The 21515-nt window shown below is 37.2% G+C and carries 3 protein-coding genes; all 3 read left to right on the forward strand.

Annotated features, from left to right (window positions below; translation table 11 throughout):
- Window positions 1-156 precede the first annotated feature (156 nt).
- Window positions 157-6627 (forward strand): amino acid adenylation domain-containing protein, encoded by a 6471-nt coding sequence (locus AC5WOC_RS10660; protein ID WP_496055389.1) that lies wholly within the window; start codon window positions 157-159, stop codon window positions 6625-6627.
- Complete coding sequence (locus AC5WOC_RS10665; RefSeq protein WP_496055390.1) at window positions 6624-17315, forward strand: amino acid adenylation domain-containing protein; 10692 nt, start codon at window positions 6624-6626, stop codon at window positions 17313-17315. The genes AC5WOC_RS10660 and AC5WOC_RS10665 overlap by 4 nt, the downstream gene beginning before the upstream one ends.
- 5 nt (window positions 17316-17320) lie before the next feature.
- Window positions 17321-21515 (forward strand): non-ribosomal peptide synthetase (locus AC5WOC_RS10670; protein ID WP_496055391.1); only part of this gene is annotated, 4195 nt, incomplete at its 3' end.

Raw genomic sequence — 21515 nt, forward strand, 5'->3', positions numbered from 1 at the left:
TATTAAATATCCAGAATTATTACAATGGAATCCAGATCATTGACACAACTCATTTTATTCTGATAGTATGTCATTAGATTTTCCAAAAAATTCATCATGTAGAAACGATTGTATTTTTTTATATATCTATCAATTTGGTATCTTTCAGGAGGAAACATGGCTAAAATATTCCATACCATGATCGATATTCTTCAATACCGTGCCAAATATCAAGCTGAGAAAAAAGCATATACTTTTTTAAAAGATGGAGATATGGATGAAGTAAGTTATACATATGAGACTTTAGATATACGTGCTAGGGCTATTGGCGCATGGCTGCGGACAAAAGTAGCAGCCGGTGACCGTGTCATGTTGCTGTTTCATCAAGGATTGGATTTTATAAGTGCTTTTTATGGTTGTTTATATGCAGGTGTTATTGCAGTTCCGGGTTACCCACCAGAAAAACAGCATCGTCGGACAGCGCGATTACAAGCAGTCGTAAAGGATGCCGGAGCCAAGATTGCTCTTACTTCTACGGAAGTATTACATAATTTAGAAATAGAAAATGGAAAGACATGGATTGGTATGGATATGGAATGGTATCCCATTGATACGCTATCCGATAAATGGGCAAAAGAGTGGATATTACCAAATATCGATCGTGATACAGTTACTTATTTACAATATAGTTCAGGATCAACTGGAAACCCAAAAGGTATTATGGTCAGTCATGGTAATATGCTAGATAATTCTGCTATTATATGCGAACGCTTGCAGCATACAACAAATGATGTCAGTGTATCATGGTTACCTATTTTTCATGATTTGGGATTGATCGGTTGTGTGATTCAACCATTGTATGTTGGATTCCATGCTGTTTCTTTATCTCCTTATCAATATGTAGTGAACCCTTATCTTTGGTTAAAAGCTATTGGCCGATTTCGTGGAACAACAACCTGTTGTCCGAATTTCGGTTTTGACTTATGTGTGCGCAAAATTTCTTCAGTTCAGAAAGCATCATTGGATCTTAGTAGTTGGAGAGTTGCAGTTAACTGTGCAGAGCCAGTACGATATCAGACGTTGGAAAAATTTACTGAAGTTTTTTCGAAATATGGATTTCGTGCAGAAGCACATTACCCGATGTATGGAATGGCTGAAACAACGCTATTTATTACAGGAGGGCAATGGGATAAAAAGCCGGTCTGTCAGTCCATTTCTATTGCCGACTTAAACAATAGGAATGTTCAGTTAAGCAATGAAAAAGGTGCTAAAAAAGTAGTGAGTTGCGGAACGGTTGGAGAAGGCTTGACGATTCGAGTGGTAAATCCAGAAACGTTGACAGAGTGTGATGTAAATTCAGTTGGAGAAATATGGGTTAAAGGAAGCAGTGTAGCTCATGGGTATTGGAATAAACCCGAACAGACAGCTACCGATTTTTCAGCATGGCTGGATGAAGAGGGACCGTTCCTTCGAACCGGAGATTTAGGTTATTTTATCGATGATGAGTTGTATATCGCTGGTCGTTATAAAGATCTAGTAATCATTCATGGTAGGAATCTGTATCCACAAGATTTAGAGTTGGTGGTTGAATCTTGTTCTTCTTTTATTCGACCTGGTTGTGGAGCAGCTTTTTCGATTGACCACGAAGATGGAGAAAAACTGATTATTGTTCAAGAAATCAGAGATAGTGCGGTGCAATTAGTCGATCTATCACATTTAACGAAACAACTACAACTAGCATTGGCAGAAGAATATGGAGTCACTTGTCATGAATTTGTTTTTATCCGAGAAAATAGTGTACAAAAAACTTCAAGTGGAAAGATCCAAAGAAGTGCATGCAAACAAAAATATATGGAGGATGAGCTGGAAGTTGTTTATCGAGAACTTCAATTAGAAGAAAATGAGCATATTACATCTGAGAAGTTTAATCGAGAAAGTTGGAATGTTCTCCCGCCTACCAAGCAGAGAGGTTGCCTTGAAGATAAATTATCAGACTTGGTATCTTTATCATTCAAATCTGATTGGTCCAATCAGCGTATTGTTTTGTATGGATTTGATTCGATAAAATTGCTTCAGTTGAAATTTACGCTGGAAAGCTATTGGGATATTGAATTGCCAAATGTGGGAACCCTGCTTTTTTGGACTTGGGATGAGCTGATTGTTTCGATTCATTCTCAACTTCTCGAAGAGCCAAAAGTAACAGAACAGAGCTTAGATCATCATGAAGTTACAGAGGTACCACTGAATCGTGGGCAAGAAGCGATATGGTATATCCAAAAAACATTTCCAGAAAATGCAGCTTATCATATTCCGATTGCCTTGCGTTTTCCAAAGGAGCTGGATGTTGATACATTTCGACAAGCGATTGAATTGATGGTTTATAAATATCCCAGTCTACGAGCTGTCATTCGCCAGTATGAAAATGGGAAACCATATCAGTATATATATCGTTCCAATCCGAATTCATTGATAGAGAAGGACGCGATTGTTGATTTTAGAGATCAGTTATTGGAAGATGCTTACACACCATTTGTATTAGAGCAAGCACCGCTATTCCGTGCTTTTTTGTACAATCATATGGATAAATATTACACTTTACTCATTTGTTTCCATCATATGATCTGCGATTTATGGTCACTTGATCAATTTTTATCAGACTTGAAAAAGACCTACATCCATTTAATTGAAAAAAGACAGACAAATGCGGATCCTGTATTTTTGATGCCAAAAGTTTTCCAGAGTGATCAACATCTTTCCTATTGGAAAGAAAAACTAGCTGGAAATTTACCAATACTAAATCTCCCTCATCAGTCTAGACGTGGAAGCAGTCAATCTTTTCAAGGAAAACGAATGGAAAGCCAAATTTCACCTGTACTTGCCCAGTCATTAAGGGAAGTTGCAAAAAAATATGATGCAACACTGTATCACCTGTTATTGTCAGCTTATTTTATCGTTCTGTCTCGTTTTTCTGGACAAGAAGATATCATAGTGGGGTCACCTTCTGTAGGAAGAAATAGTGTACAAGAATCAAAGCAATTTACTTATATGGTCAATCCCTTTGTGATTCGAGGAAAAGTGACACCATCTCTAACCTATGATCGGTTTTTACGAAAGACAATACAGACTACACAAGAAGCGATTGAAAACGAGATCAGTTTTATTGATCTGATAGAAAAACTCATGCCTGTTCGAGATTCTAGTATTCCTTCAGTCTTTCAAGCAATGCTAGCTTTTGAACAAACGACGCTGGTTCCAGAACTTGCTGCTATTTCACTTGGAAAAGAAAATATAAGTATTCCATGGGGCAACCTGAATGTCACGAGTATAGGAATAAATGATCCGACGTCGCAATTTGATTTGACATTAAAAGTTGCAGATTGGGAGCAAGGTTTTCTCCTTCATTGGCAATATGATGCATTTTTATTATCAACGGATCTTATTGAGCAAATGGCTAAAAGTTATGTTCACCTGCTAGAGCAAATTGCTATGGATACAACAAAAAGTTTGGATAGGTATTCTTGTGTAACGAATGAAATGGAAGATAGATTGATGGAATATGGTGATGGAGGATCAGAAAGTTTATCTGCACTTACCCTTCACCAGGCATGGCTGGCACAAGTGAAGCGGACACCTGAGCAAATTGCAGTAGTAGATGGATCAGAGTATATAACCTATCAGCAAATGAGAGAGGATGTAAATAAACTTACTCGTCTCTTGATCGACTGCGGTATAAAAAAAGGCGATATTGTGGGTATTGCTCTTGATAGAGGCTATACCCTGTTAGTTGCAGTGATGGCGGTTTTGCAAACGGGAGCAGCGTATGTCGGTCTTGATCCATCTTACCCTAAAGATAGATTGATATATATGATAGATGATGCAGATATATCTCTGTTGCTACTAGATGCAGATGTAAATCATATGTTGAGAGATCAGGATATAGATAAGTTTGTTTTAACAAAAAAAGATTGGCAGACATATTCTTCTGATGATGTCTGTACAGAACTGTCAAATCACGATCTAGCTTATCTTATCTACACATCTGGATCCACTGGCCAACCAAAAGGAGTTGCTGTCGAACATATTCAGTTCATGTCATTTGTTCAATGGGCGCACAGCATGTATTCTCCAGATGAATTATCAGGGGTATTATTCAGTACATCCATTTGTTTTGATCTTTCGATTTTTGAAATATTTGTTCCTTTATTAGCTGGAGGAAAAGTAATTATCAGTGAAAATGCATTAGCATTTCCATCTCTTCCAGCAGCAAATGAGGTGTCTCTTCTCAATACTGTTCCATCTGCTGCAAAAGGGCTCTTAGCCATTGGTGGTCTTCCTTCATCTCTTAAGACTGTCAATTTGGCTGGAGAAGCTTTGCAACGGGATGTAGTGGATAAATTGTATCAACAAGAACATGTCAGTAAAGTATTTAATCTGTATGGCCCTTCGGAATGTACCACTTACAGTACTTTCGAATTAATGAAAAGAGAGGAAACCTCCATTCCATCTATTGGTAAACCGATTGTAAATACAAAAGTGTATATACTTGATACACAAAAAAGGTTGGTACCAAAAGGTGTTGTAGGAGAACTGTACATAGGAGGAGCTGGAGTCGCAAGAGGTTATTATAAAAAAGAAGACGTTACCGACGAACGCTTTATTTCGCATCCTCGCTTTGGAAAGATATATCGTACTGGTGACTTGGTTCGTTATTCTACGGATGGCAGATTACAGTACATTGGTAGAAGCGATTTTCAAGTAAAACTGCGAGGATACCGAATCGAAATAGGTGAAATTGAAAACGTTCTAACTGCACATCCATTCGTTAAAGAAGCAGTGGTCATTGTGCAGAATCAACAATTGTTTGCTTATGTTGTTGCTGACAGAAAAGGAACTGATCTTTCTCATTTAAAAGATTATGTTGAAACAAAACTTCCTTCATTTATGGTCCCAAATCATTTTGTTTCACTTGACTCTTTCCCTCTGACTTTAAATGGGAAGGTAAATCGAAAAGCTTTACCTCGATCCGACTTCGATTCAAGTTTAGAGGAAGTCAAAGAAGCAAAAAACGAAAAAGAAGTAAAATTGCTTGAAATATGGAAAAACGTTTTGTGCTTGGATAGTATCAGTACTACTGACCGCTTTTTTGAGCTGGGTGGAGATTCTATTCTCAGCCTACAAGTAATAGCACAAGCCAAATTAGAAGGTTTGAAAGTGAGCCCAAAACATTTTTTTACTCACCCAACAATTGAAAAGATGTCGCAAATAGCAGGAGAAATAGATAAGAATCACACGAAGCAGGATCTAGTTACTGGTCATGTGGCGATTACACCTATCCAAGAATGGTTTTTTAATCAAAATATACCAAATAAAAGCAATTGGAATCAGTCGATGATTTTAACTTTTTCACAAGAGGCAGACCCTGTTTTACTAAAAAAAGCAATACAAAAACTGCTAATTTTACATGATGGGTTGCGAACACGATTTCAACAGAGGCAAGGTAAATGGTATGCAGAAATTGCTTTGTCAGAAGATAATCTCTTTTTTCAAGTGATTCATCAGAACATGCTAGATATAGATTCTCTTCATCAAATGACTGAATCACAAATAGATATCACAAATGGTCCATTAGTCGCAGGAACTTTTGTTAAATATAAAAGAAAATCACTTTTGATTTTGGCTGTTCATCACCTTGTTGTTGACGGCGTTTCTTGGAGAATATTACTAGAAGATTTGGGTTCTATTTATCGCCAGATGGAATCAGGAGAAGAGCTCATTTTTCCTTTGAAAACAACGTCTTATCAAGAATGGTCTCACTATATACAAGAAAATACAGCAGAGATAAAAAATCAGAAGGATGATTGGATAAGGACTATAAGTGTACCTATAGAACCATTTCCAGTAGATTATCCAGAAGGAGTGAATACAGATACACAAGTAGAAGAGTATCGACAACAATTTTCAGCGGGTGAGACCAGTACATTTCTACATCAGAGTTTATCCATAAAAATGAATGAGCTCTTAATTGCTGCTTTGTGGAATGCTTATAAACGGTGGTCGGGTAGCGATACCCTTCGGCTAGATGTAGAAGGACATGGAAGAGATACACAAAGAGAAGATTTCGATTTATCGAGGTCTGTTGGATGGTTTACTAGCATCTATCCACTTTTATTACAAGTAAATCCAAAAAGGGATATCTTGCAGATTGTAAAAGAACAGATCAAGAAAATTCCTAATGGCGGTACGTCTTATGGACAATTGCGATATGTATTAAAAGATGAAGATATTATCGCAGCGACACCTTCTCCAATCTGTTTCAATTATTTAGGTCAATTTACTCAGATGATAAATAGTAAGCATCATCTATTTGAAGATTTATCCTTTTTCGGACCACGTAAGTATCAAGAAGTTTTACGTCCTTATTTACTTGAAATTAACAGTTTTATTCAAGATGGAAAGTTAACTCTTTTATGGAATTACAGTAAAGCTTTATATAAAAGGAGTACGATTGCTCGATTTGCAAAGTATCTAGAGGAAGAATGCCAATCTTTTGTACAGCAACAAACAAGAAAAATGAGAAACAAGAAGAAATCCAAAGATGCTGATATCTCAAGGTTATTCTCCAAAATTTCTCAAAGAAAGGGACGATGATTTTGCAAGAAGGGATCAAGGATGTATATCCTCTAACTCCTGCACAACAAGGGATATTGTTTCACTGTCTCGATGAACCACAAAAAGGAATTTATCTCAATCAGCTCTGTTTAAAAGTGACAGGTTCCATTAGCATGAATCGATTTGCTTGTGCTTGGAATCATGTAGCAAAAAGACATGATGTTTTTCGCACCGCTTTTTTTTGGGAAGAGCTCTCAAGCCCTCTTCAAATTGTAAAAGAAGAGGGAGAGATCCCTTTTTATTTTCAGGATTGGGTTCATCTGTCAAAAGAAGAGCAGGATAAATTATGGCAAGAGTTATTAATTAAAGATCGTGAAAAGGGATTTGATTTGCAGGAAGCTCCTCTCACACGTATAACAGTTGTAAAAATAAAAGATGACCAGTATCAAGTATTATGGACTTTTCATCATTTATTGCTAGATGGGTGGAGTTGCCCGTTAGTTTTGCAAGATCTTATTTCATTTTATCAAGAAGAAAATCTAGACATGGAAATACCAGCTTTTTCAGAGTTCGTGGCATGGCTGGAAGCAGAAGATCAAGAAGATGCTAAGTTGTTTTGGCATGAGCAATTATCTGATTTAGAAGAGCCTACATTATTACCAAAAAATAAAAGTAATACGCAATTATCGATTTTACCTAGTGAACATGATTTTGTGTTATCCGCTGAAGAAACAGCACGTCTTCGTGAAACAGCAATAAAGCTAAATATAACAGAATCTACATTGTTTTTAGGTATTTGGCTAATTACTGTTTCTTTCTATACTGCCAAAGAAGATGTAGTTATTGGGACGGCAGTATCAGGTAGATCGCCTTTGTTAAATGATTATGATAAACGAGTTGGAATGCATATGAATACTGTTCCAGTTCGTTCTTTAATCACTCCAACTGATACGATTATGGAATGGTTTCAAAAGTTACAACATACCCAATTAGAAATGAAAATGTATGAACACATCTCATTGGCAGATATTTTATCTACAAATAGAATATCCAATGAAGATTCTTTATTTGATAGTCTTTTTGTTTATGAAAATTATCCTTCTATCACAGCTAAACCGGAATTGTTTTCGTTAGAGATTATCGATTCGATCGAAAAATCAAACTATCCTCTAACAGTAATGGTTTTGCCGAATGACAATACTCGCTGCAAATTTATTTATGATAGTTCTTACTTTGAAGTCCATCAAATCAAACAGATGGCTGCTTATTTTGGGCACATGATGAATCAAATATTTTCAAATATCAATCAAACAATTGATTCTTTGGAATGGGTCACAGAAGAAGAAAAACAATTTATTCTCTCTTTGAGTTGTTGTGATGATGAATATTCTTCTAGCGAGTTAATGCATCAGCTCGTGGAGCGACAATCTACTAAAACTCCTAGTCAAACTGCTGTTTTTTGGGGAACAGAGTATATTACATATGAAAATTTGAATAAAAAAGCAAACCAATTGGCTCGTTATTTATTACAACAAGGTCTGAATTCTGGGGATTTGGTTGCTGTAGGAGTTCCGAGATCAATTGATATGGTCGTTGCTATACTAGCTATTTGGAAAGCTGGAGCAGCCTACGTACCTATTGATCAGAATTATCCCAAAAGCAGAATAGAATACATATTGCAAGATGCGAATGCGAAAACAATGATCACGACATCAGCTTCTTACTTGGATGTTTTTTCGTTTAATGGAAATGTTGTTTATCTTGAGCAAATGGATCAATTACTACAAAGTTTTGCCGATTGTAATTTAGATCGGGGTTACGATTGTGAATCACTCGCGTATGTTATGTATACATCAGGCTCTACTGGAAAGCCAAAAGGAGTAATGATTGCACATCGCAGTGTTGTTCATTTGATGCAGTGGGCAGAAAACGTCTTTACTCCCGAAGAAATCAAAGGTGTGTTAGCTTCTACTTCGATTTGTTTTGATCTATCAGTTTTTGAGTTATTTTTCCCGCTAGGATGCGGCGGGACTGTTATTGGAGTGAATGATGCGCTAGCTATTGCTGAATTTGATTTTAACCATGAGATTACGCTTATCAATACCGTTCCATCAGCAATTACAGAATTGTTAGCACTAAATGCAATTCCATCTTCTGTAAGGACGATTAACTTAGCTGGTGAACCATTGACCAACAAACTGGCCAAGTCGCTCTATGCACTAGAACATATAGAGAAAATTTACAATCTTTATGGACCGTCAGAAGATACAACCTACTCTACTTATTCTTTGGTAAAAAGAGATAGAGAAGATGTTCCAAGCATTGGAAGACCGATTCCGCATACAGAAACCTATGTTCTGTATAGAGGCAGAAAACTCGTTCCGATAGGAATTCCAGGGGAATTGTACTTGGGAGGATTAGGTTTAGCAAAAGGATACCTTGGTCAGGAAAAACTAACAGATGAAAAATTTATCGATCATCCTTTTCAAAAAGGAAAAAAGCTATATCGAACAGGAGATATTGTAACATTACAATCAAATGGCGAACTAAAATACATAGGACGAGAAGATCATCAAGTAAAAATCAGAGGTTTTCGCATTGAATTATCAGAAATCGAACATGTTTTGGAAAAGCATCAACATGTGGAAAAGGCACTTGTGGTAGCTGATGATCATCAGTTAATCGCTTATATTATTGGTGGTAATAGGGATACAGATTATTCTGCATACCTAATGAAGAAACTACCAGCCTATATGGTACCTGGTTATTTTATAGAATTGGATTGTTTTCCCCTGACTCCAAATGGAAAAATTGATCGATTTAAACTTCCGAAATGGGAGAAAAAGGGACAAAATCAAGATATACATGTATCAATGGATTCTCAATTGGAAGAGATAATGAAAGGGATATGGAAAGACGTGTTAGGACAAGAAGTATCTACGTCTGATAACTTCTTTGCTCTGGGAGGGCACTCCTTATTAGCAACACAAGTTATTGCTAGAATTTCCCGTATTTTTCATGTAACTTTACCAATACGCGCTCTATTTCAATTTCCTACAGTAAAGTTATTATCAAATCATTTGGAACAGTACATGTATCAGTCAAATGATGTAGCGGACCTAATTGAGCCGCGTGCGACTTCGGGGAAACTCCCACTGTCTCCATCTCAAAAAAGAGTATGGTTTTTAGAAAAATTGTTACCAGTAAAGCATGTTTATCATTTGCCCTATGTTCTCAAAGTTTCAGGCGAGGTAGACAAACATGGAATGGAAATAGCTTTTCAAAAATTGATAGCACGTCATCCCGCCTTACGTACTGCTTTTTTTGAAGAGAAGGATGGCATGGTTTATCAGTTGGTGACTGATGTTTTAAACGTTACTATGGAGTATTTGGATTTACGTACAGCACTCAACCCAGATCTAGAAGCAAAGCGAGACATTGATAATGAAATTGAGATTCCTTTTTGTTTACAAACCGCACCATTGATTCGAATGAAGTTGTACCAGTTATCTAACAGTGAATATTACCTCTTTTTTCTTATGCATCATCTCATTGCCGATGGCTGGTCATTGAATATTTTATCGCAAGAGTTTTTCCACTTTTATGATCATCTTTTAATTGGAGAAGAGCCATCACTAGCCAAACTAGCTTTAGCGCCGAGTGATATGGCTTTCCATTTGGATTCCATTACAAGAGAAAAAGGTTGGGAAAAGCATTTAAAATATTGGAAAGCGAAACTTGAAAATATTACACCTACTGTGTTACCAACTGATTTTCCTAGACCAAGCGAGCAAACCTTTGATGGTAAGACATGCTACTATCAGTTGTCTAGAACACTTTCTCAGCACCTAAAAGAAATAAGCAGTGAGCAAAGTGTAACCTTATACATGGTATTGCTTGCAGCATTTCAAATCTTGTTGAGTAAGTATACAACCCAGCAAGATATTACGATTGGAACCCCAAATGCAGGTAGATATGATGAACGATTAGAAAATTTAATTGGATTTTTTGTTGAAACAACTGTTATTCGTACAGATTTAAGCCAAGCACATACATTTGAAGATGTTTTGCACCTAGTCCGAGAAGCATCACTTGAAGCTTATGCAAATGGACAAGTTCCATTTGAAAAAGTGGTAGATGCTGTTGCTCCAAATCGTCAATTAAGTGAATCGCCTTTATTTCAAGTGATGTTTGCTATGCAGTCACATGGTAATGAAAAAGAATATAAACAAAACTTTGCCATTCAAACGGTTCCTACAGCGTTACCAACTGCAAAATTTGATTTAACCGTAACAGCAGCGGATCAAACGGATGGGATATTTTTAACTTTTGAGTATAATCGAACTCTTTTTGCGGAAGAAACAATTCAACGCTTGATAGCGAATTTTGAATATATCCTAATGTTAATGGAAGATGATTTGGATCAATCTTTTAGCGATTTGGCATTATTAAGTCCAAACGAACAAAATTTATTGGAAAGTTTTCATACCAATAATGAGGAAAGTTTCATGTTTGATGATATTCCGTCGCAGATTTCCAAACAAGTCAAAATGGTTCCTGATGGACTTGCTTTAGTTGAAGATCAAAAATCATTGTCTTATCGTGAATTGGATCAACAATCAACACAACTAGCACTTTTTCTACGTTCTATTGGTGTAAGCAAACATGATCGAGTTGCGATTTGTGCCACTCGATGCGTTGAACTGGTAGTCGCGTGCTTAGGTGTAATGAAGTTAGGCGCTTGTTATGTTCCTTTAGACCCATCATACCCATTGGAGCGTTTAGCATATATGATTGATGATTCAGGAGCATCTATTCTATTGACTCAAGATCATCTAATCCACCGTTTAGCAGGATTGGCAACAACTACATTTGTCATGGATAAATATCCTGTTTCATGGGAGCACATGCCAACTACTGCTCATTTTTCTACCATCGAGCCGAATCAATTGGCATATATGGTATATACAAGTGGATCTACTGGGTTGCCAAAAGGCGTTTGCATTACACATGGTGGGCTGGATAATCTTGTGCAATGGCATCAGCAAGCGTACCAATTGACAATAGAAGATCGAACGACTTTATTAGCTGGACCAGCGTTTGATGCTTCTGTATGGGAAATTTGGCCATCTTTAGCAGCAGGAGCAACGCTGATCATACCAAGTGAAGAGAAGAAAATAGATCCAACCGAGTTGAGAGATTGGTTGATTAGCCAAGGAATTACGATTAGTTTTGTACCAACTCCATTAGCAACACAATTGTTTTCAATCCCTTGGACAAATGGTGGAAGTTTAAGGTATTTGTTAACAGGTGGGGATCAATTACACATGTTTCCGCCAAAAAATTTTCCTGTAACACTCGTAAATCACTATGGTCCAACAGAAAATACAGTAGTTACAACAGCCGGTATTGTAGAAGATGAAGGAGTATGGTCTCCTTCGATCGGAAAGCCCATTACAGGTGTAAAAGTATATGTTTTAGATGAAAAAGGTTTGCAAGTACCTATTGGAGTGCCAGGAGAATTGTGTATTGGTGGAAATCAGCTTGCAATCAAATACCATAAAAATCCAGAAAAGGAAAATAAGAGCTTTATTCAGCATTCTGAGTTTGGACGTCTTTATAAAACCGGAGATCGTGTAAGACTGATGGCCGATGGTAATCTCCAATTTCAAGGAAGAATGGATCGGCAAGTAAGTATCCGGGGGTATCGAGTAGAATTAGGCGAAATAGAAGCTACACTGGCACAAATTCCAGCAGTGAGGGAAGCAGCTGCAATGGTGTCAAATCAAAATTTGGTTGCATATGTGGTGATGGAAAACACAAATGACTGTACAGAAGCAAAAGAGCTTCTTGAAGAGAAACTTCCACCATATATGGTGCCCAAGTTAATCATACCATTACAACAATTACCTCTTACTGCTAATGGTAAGTTGGACCGAGCAAACTTACCAGAACCTAACTGGGATGATTTGGTCGATGTGTCTACTTTTTCTGCTCCACGGACAAAAGTGGAGCAGCGCTTAGCAGAAATATGGAGCCAATTGCTGCACATTGAAAAAATTAGTACCCATGATAATTTTTTTCAACTTGGTGGAGATTCCATTATCAGTATTCAAATGGTCGCTAGGGCTAGAAACGCAGGTATCGAAATTACGACGAAACAAATCTTTACTCATCAAACCATAATGGAATTAGCCAAGGTTGCGAAAACAGTGGAAAAGATAAATCATGATGAAGATTTAGTAGTAGGTGAAGTACCACTTACTCCGATTCAAAAATGGTTTTTTGAACAACATCTAGAAAATATCAATCACTTTAATCAAGGAATGCTGATCACAGTAAATGAACCATTATCTTTGTCTGTATTAACCAAGTCATTTGAAAAAATAGTGAACCACCATGATGCTTTTCGTCTACGATTTGTTGAAACAGAAAAAGGTTGGAGGCAATCATATAGCACCATTTCGAACAGTGTGCCGTTACAAGTACTTGATCTAGGTGCGATGACTGAAACTGAACAACAAGAAACTATCCTTCAAGTAGGACAAAGGACTCAAACCAGTCTTCATCTGCAAGAGGGTCCTTTATGGAGAGCGATTTATTTTAGACATGGATTAGGACAAGAAGATAAATTACTTATTGTCATTCATCATCTAATCATTGATGGAGTCTCATGGAGAATCTTACTGGGAGATTTATCGGAAACGTACCAACAAATCGCAATGGGGAAAGAGGCTTCACTCCCGCCCAAAACAATCTCTTTTCAGGCTTGGGCTCAAAATTTGCATCTTCGGTCCGAAGAAGTTATACAAGAAATTGATTTTTGGCAAGAACAAAAAGTTTCATCAGATGAGCTCCCACCAATTTTTGAATTGGAAGCAATGAACGAAAATTTGGAGTATACAGCAAATGAAATATCTTTTCGTCTATCAGAAAGAGAAACAGATCAATTGCTTACGCAAAGCTATCAAGCTTATCGTGCGACGGTTAGCGAATTGCTGCTGGCTTCATTGGTTAGTTCTTATCATGCATGGTCAGGTAATAAAGCTGTTGCAATTGATCTAGAAGGTCATGGTCGAGAAGGAATATCAGGAGAAGAATTTGATTTATCACGTACAATTGGCTGGTTTACATCGATTTATCCAGTGCGATTTGAAATCGAATGTGATAGTTGGTCCCACATTGTACCTGTAATACAAGCAAAATTAAAACAAATACACAACAACGGAATTTTATATGGTGTACTAAAATATCTAAATCAAGTTGATTTACCGTCTTCAGTGATTAGTTTTAATTACTTAGGCAAATTTCAATCCGATCCTAGTTCGATTTGGACCACTTCAACAACTGAAGGAATAGGACGATTCATTGATCCGAAATTTCGTCGACCCTATGCATTGGATATATGGTCTATTGTGCAGGATGGTCACCTAGAAATGAAGTTTGTATATGATCCCAGTCAGTTTTCAAAAGTCCAGATCACTTCTTGGATTACACTCTATCAACAACAGTTAATGCAATTAATTGATCATTGTGTAGGCAAAAAAGCACAACCATTATTAGAGGATTATCCTTTAGCCAATATCACATCGGAAGAGCTGTCAAAAGTACGAAATTTACATGATGTTTTGAATATCTATCCAATTAGTCCTCTACAGGAGGGGATGCTGTTTCATAGCTTGTACGAGACAGAAAAATCTGCATATGTGATACAGATGGGTATGAAATTGACTGGAAAGATTAATGTGTCACTATTTCAAGAGGCATGGAAGCAGCTGATGATCAGGCATCCACAATTGTCTGTTTCGCTTTGGTGGAAAGATGTGAAATATCCCCATCAAATAACATGGAAGCATCCGACTGTACCTATCTATTATGAAGATTGGTCTTCTATGAACCAAAGTGAGAGAGACAATGCACTTCGTATTTATTTAGAAAGTGATCGGGAGCATACTTTTGATTTGTCACAACCTCCATTGATGCGGATTGCATTATTTATGACATCTTCTGAAGAACATCAATTGGTATGGACATATCACCATGTTGTATTAGATGGCTGGAGCATGCCTATTGTATTAGAAGAATTTTTGTCTATTTATCAGTCTCTTCATCAAAATCAGTCCATTTTATTACAACATGTAAGACCATTTGAGCTTTATTTTGATTGGTTGACTAACCAAGATGAAGAATTGACAAAATCTTATTGGTCAAATCAACTATCAGATGCTAAAGCAACAGAGATAGTTGTTACAAACACTAACCAAACAAAACAAAAAGTAATTTTTGAACAGTGGACAACTTATTTGTCAAAAGATATAACAGAAGACTTAAAACAGTTTGCTAAAAAACAAAAAGTAACTCTGAACACGGTAATGCAAGCAGTATGGGGGATGTTTTTGGCTGCATACAGCGGTCAAACAGATCTGATGTACGGTACAACTATCTCTGGTCGTCCGGGGTCTCTTGCAGGAGTAGAACAAATCGTAGGTCCATTTATTAATAGTATTCCAGTGCGGATTGATTTACAAAAGGAATGGAAAATTGGCGAGTATCTCTGTCAGCTTCAACAAAAATTGAAAAACTCAGAGGAACATGCCCATGTACCATTGCCGAAAATTGCAGAGTGGGCGAACCTGCCAAAAGCTGAGCCGCTATTTCATTATTTGCTAGTAATGGAAAACTATCAAATGGGATCTTTGGCAAACGATGTCTTAAAAATTTCCGATCTCCAAGGCTTAGAGACTAGCCATTATCCTCTTGTTTTAGTGATGGCTCCTAGAGAATCTTTCTATTTCAAATGGATGTATGATACGTCTAAATTTCAAAGATCATTGATTGAACGCTTTATGCATCTGTTTACACAGATAGCTGAGCAAATGATCCACCAATCAGAGGTAACTATAGCGAAAATAGATCTACTACTAGAAGAAGACAAAGCACAATTGAAAAATTGGCAACAATCAGAAGATGTTTCTTATCCTCTATCGGTTTTAGAACGGATGGTTGCACATGCAACCAATGACCCAGATAGAACTGCAGTTTTTCACAAAGAAGAGAAAATAAGCTACGGTCAGCTATATCAAAAAGCTTCACAGCTTGCCTATTTTTTGGGTCTATCTGGAGTGAAACCTGGAGATAGCGTCGGGATAATACTAAATCGATCCATTGATTTTATTACTAGTTTAGTTGCTGTTCATCTAATTGGAGCAGCTTATGTACCGATTGATCCTGATTATCCAGAAGAAAGAATCCAATGGATGATTCAAAATGCAGAAATTGACATTGTTATTTCTGATAGTAATTTACAAGCCAAATGCAACTCTTTTCATCGGAAATTCATTTTAGTAGATCAGGATCAACAAAAGTGGGCGAGTATGCCATCGATACATACAAGGGCCAATAATCCTCAAAGTGTGGCATATGTTATTTACACTTCTGGTTCGACAGGAGTGCCCAAAGGTGTGGAAGTGTCTCAAAGCGCATTGCAGAAATTGGTGGATTGGCATCAAACTACTTATGAAATAACCCATCAAGATAAATGTTCCCTATTAGCAGGAGTAGGATTTGATGCATCAGTGTGGGAAATATGGCCTGCTTTAGCTAGTGGAGCATCACTGATGATAGTCGATGAAGAAGTACGAATATCACCTGTAAAACTTAGGGATTGGATTGTTCAGAACAAAATAACTGTTTGTTTTGTTCCGACAATCATTTGTGAAGAACTTTTTCAGTTACATTGGCCAACTCCTTTATCATTAAGATACCTTTTGACGGGTGGAGACCTGCTTCGCCAATTTCCACCAAGTGATTTTCCAGTAGATGTAGTAAATCACTATGGTCCTACTGAAAATACGGTTGTGGCGACTGCTGGATTGGTAAAAGTAACAGAGGAAACAGGTTCGCTGCCATCTATCGGATACCCGATTGCCGGTACAAAAATAAGCATTGTTAATGCGTTTGGTCAAACTCTACCGATTGGTGTTCCTGGAGAACTATGGCTAACAGGAGCTAGCCTTGCCAATGGTTACCGTAATCAACCAAATTTAACAAATGATAGATTTAACATTACTACTTCTTCGGAACGTATCTATCAAACCGGTGATATTGTTCGGTATGGTTCCGATGGTCAACTATATTTCATTGGTAGAATGGATGACCAAATTCAGCTTCGTGGCTATCGAATTGAATTGGGAGAAATAGAATTTGTGTTACTGCAACATGATTTGGTAAAACAAGTGGTTGTACTAGCAAAAGAACAAACCGATGGGGAGAAAATAATCGCAGCATACATTTTAGCTGATGAAGATGGAGAAGCACAATGGGAGCAGTTAGCAAAACAAAAATTACCAGAATATATGCGTCCAATTGTATATAAGCGCTTGACAAAATTTCCTGTTACTGCAAATGGAAAAGTAGATAAACAAAAACTCGCTCAACTAGAAATAGAAATTCCATCTATGTATGAACCTCCAAGCACTCCAATGGAGAACAGGCTAGTATCCATATGGGAAGAGATACTGATGAAAGATCATCCAATTGGAATTAAGGACAATTTCTTTCGTTTAGGCGGGCATTCCCTTTTGGCAACGCAGGTTGTTTCAAGAATTAATGAGATGTATCGTTGTCAGTTACCGCTTCGGGTAATTTTTGAGAACCCAACTATTGCTGATTTAGTGAAACAAATAAGACAAAATCTCCTCCGTAAGGCTACAGTCAGAAAGGATTGAGGAAAGTGGACAAAGAGAATCTTACACGATCACTGCAAGAATGGGAAACTATTCTCTATCAACTTCCGGATGTACAACAGGTGAAAATAAAGGAGGAACAAAACAGGATAGTTGCTTATTTCGTTCCTCCTTCGGATAAAAAAATAAGAAAATATGAACTACGTCAACAACTGCAAATGTATACTACGGAAAATCTTAGTTCTATGATTTTTGTAGAAGTTCCTTCGCTTTCTGATGGGGGGGGGACTTCTTTTCCTATTCCCTTTCATACTGTTACAGAAGAATTATTAGCAGAAATATGGAGTTTATGGACAGATCAATCGTATGAGAGTACTCACGAGACATTTTCAGATGAAATTTTGTTGCTTGATATGTTGGATCATGTGAATCAAACATTTGATGTACAGCTAACACGAGAAAGAGTATTTCAAATTCCTTTGATGGAAGTAGCTGAATGGATTGATACGCAAATCGAAGAACAATCAAAAAAAGAGGAGGGACATAAGGGAGGACAACCCATGTCCTTATCTGCATCTCAGCAAAGACTTTGGTTTTGGGAGCTGCTTGTTCCAGGAACAACAGTTTATTCTGTTCCTGCGGCTTATCGATTAACTGGACAAGTAGATCCTGTAAGTTTAAAACGAGTATGGAAAGAATTAATCGATAGACACGTAATGCTTCGAACCACTTTTCATGCTGATGATAACGGAGTTCCGTTCCAACGAGTTCGTTCTCCACTCGATAATTGGTTTTTTTATCAAGACTTACGTAAAGAAGACACGCCGGAAAAAAAGGTTACTGCATTGATTGAGCAAGAACTAGACCGGCCTTTTGATTTAACCAAAGGACCATTATTTCGCATATTTCTTTATCAATTAAACCAAGAATGGCGATTATTTTTGCATGCACATCATTTGGTAATAGACGGTTGGTCATTAGGAGTATTGATGAAAGAAATGTCTATGCTTTATGATGAAGGACATTTACCGGAGCAAAGCCTCGATTATTTTGATTATGTACTCACGGATCAGTCTATTGATTGGGAACAAAAAGGAGAACAGCTGTCTTACTGGAAAGACAAATTGCAAACACTTCCTTCTGCACAATTGGCTACTGACTATCCTCGATATGTAAAAGAAACCTATCGAGGTTCAACACAGACAAAGACATTTCCTTCTGAGTTAGTGAAAAAACTCCAGAAGACAGCACAAAAAACAGGTTCTAGTTTATATACGGTATTACTCGCAGCTTTTCAACTTCTTTTGTCTCGTTACAGTAATGAAAAAGATATCCTTGTTGGAAGCCCAGTTGCTGGACGCTACCGATCAGAATGGGAAAAAGTTATTGGTTATTTCGTTAATACCATTGTTTTACGTACCAATTTATCCGGCAATCTTACTTGGAATCATCTCATATATAGAGTAAAAGATACTGTACTAGATGCATTGTCCAATCAGCAAATCCCGTTTGATAAAGTAGTAGAGGCGGTTTTGCCTGAGAGGCAGTCATCAACTTCTCCTTTGTTCCAAGCGATGTTTGTTTTACAGAACATGGATTTAGAAGCGAAAAGCTCTTCTTTTCAGTTACAACCAATCCATCTGCCTCAAACGGTAGCAAAATTCGACCTGAATCTGACAATGGTAGAACGCCAGGAAGAATTAGTTGCTATTTTGGAGTACAATACAGATTTGTTTGCAGCTTCGACGATAGATCGCATGCTTGAACAGCTTGAGATTTTACTTTGGAGTATATCATCTGATCAAGACAAACACATCGATCAAGTGAGCATAGTGACTAAAACAGAAGAAGATACTTGGAATAAATGGAATGATACAGAAAAGACCTATCCAGAAAAGCCTCTTTCTCGTCTTTTTGAAGAAAAGGTTGACCAATATCCAACTGCCATAGCCTTGCAACTTGGAAATGAGATGTATACCTTTCAGCAGTTAAATGCAAAGGCAAACCAAGCTGCGCATTTTTTGAAAACAAAAGGTGTGAAACAAGGTGACAGAATTGGTATTTGTTTCGAAAGATCATTTGAGCTCTACACCAGTATTTTGGCAGTTGTCAAATTAGGAGCTGTTTACGTTCCTTTTGACATTAGTTATCCAGCAGATCGTTTTTATTATCAAGTGCAAGATGCTCATTTAACACATGTTCTGACAACTGATCTGTACAAAGATCGGTTTGAGTCGGTTTCGCATTCCGTATGGGAACAAATGGATTTAAATTCTTATTCAACTGCGAATTTGTCATCTATAACAAATATCGATTTATTAACCTACATCATGTATACATCTGGATCAACTGGGAAACCAAAAGGCGTTGAAATTACTGCCAGAGGGATTGTTCGTCTTGTTTGCAATCCTAATTATATGGATATCAGACAGGATGATGTTTTTCTTCAATTAGCATCAGTTGCTTTCGATGCTGCTACTTTAGAAATTTGGGGGAGTTTGCTAAATGGTGCAAAATTGGTTATTATGCCGCCTGCTTCTCCAACGCTAGAAGATATTCGTAAGGCAGTAGAGGATAATCAAGTTACAATCTTGTGGTTAACAGCAGGTTTATTCCGCCTTATGGTAGACGAATATCTAAATTGTTTTGGCCGGTTGCGTTACTTGCTTACTGGTGGAGATGTGGTTTCGGTTCCCCATGTCAAGCAAGTATTGAATTTACAAGGACCACAAGTAATCAATGGGTATGGGCCCACTGAAAATACTACATTTACTTGTTGTTATTCTGTACCAAGTGATTGGAGTCAAGACACTCATGTACCAATTGGAAAACCAATCACTGCAAGTAAAGTTTTTGTTTTGGATGAACATGGGATGGAGGTTCCACAAGGAGTACCTGGAGAGTTATACATCGGAGGCGATGGACTAGCACGTGGCTATTGGAACAATCCAACACTAACAGCTGAGAAGTTCATTGATATACCGGGCAAAGGAAGAGTTTATCGTTCTGGAGACTTAGTACGTTACATGTCAGACGGGAATATACAATTTATTGGGAGATTGGATAACCAAGTAAAAATAAGAGGTTATCGTGTTGAATTAGGCGAAATCGAATCAATTTTGGCGTCTCATCCTAATATTTCGAGTGCAGTTGTTCTCGTAAAAAAGGATTCAAAAGAGGAAAAAAGATTAGTTGCTTATATGAAAACAACAGCAAATGAAGATTGGTATCAATGGCTGCGGGAAAAACTCCCAAGCTATATGATACCTAGTTTGTTTGTTCCTATGTCTGTTTTTCCACTCACGGAAAATGGAAAAGTAGATCGGAAAAAATTAGCAGAATTACCTATCAAAAGGATGGAAAAAAATTCACAATATGAGCATCCAACAAATCAAGTAGAGCAACAATTATTTTCTATTTGGTCAGATATTCTTGGACATGATGCTTTCGGCATTCATGACAATTTTTTTGCAATTGGTGGTCATTCTCTGCTTGCTACACAAGTTATTGCCAAAATCAAAAAGAAGATGAATATTGTTTTACCTTTGCAGATTCTTTTTTCTGAACCAACCATTAGTAATTTAGCGAAAGTATGTAAAAATCAAGAACAAGCTTCTGATCTATTTTCTCTGCCCATTGAAAAAACGGACACAGTGCCAGCATCTTACGGACAAAGCCGTCTTTGGTTTTTGGATCAATACAGTTCAGAAAAAACATTATATCATATGCCTCTAGTTATTCGAGTAAATGGAAAATTGGATCAAACGAAATTAAAAAACAGTTTTCTGAAGTTAGTAGAAAGACATGATGCTTTAAGGACTATTTTTTTCTTTGAAAAAGAGACGTTGTATCAACGAGTAACAGAAACTTGCGATCATTGTTTTCATTTTGTTGATTTGTGCGCTGATAATAATCCTGTATGGGTAGCGAGAAAACAAATTCGTCAAGTAACGACACAGCCATTCGATTTGTCAATTGGACCGCTTGTTATGTTTTATGTCTATCAAACAAAAGAAGAAGAATACTATTTATTGTTTCACTTGCATCATATTATTGCTGATGGCGGTTCTATCCCCATTTTAATTAATGAAATGTTCCAACACTATCAAGGGGAGAGCTTATCCCCTCTTGCCATGCAATATGCGGATTATGCATGGCAAGAAGCGGCATGGATGGAAACCGAGGGAATGCAGGAAGAATTGCACTATTGGAAAGAAAAATTAGCCCACCTGCCTGTTTTGA

This window comes from Shimazuella sp. NTD247 (assembly GCF_059510415.1).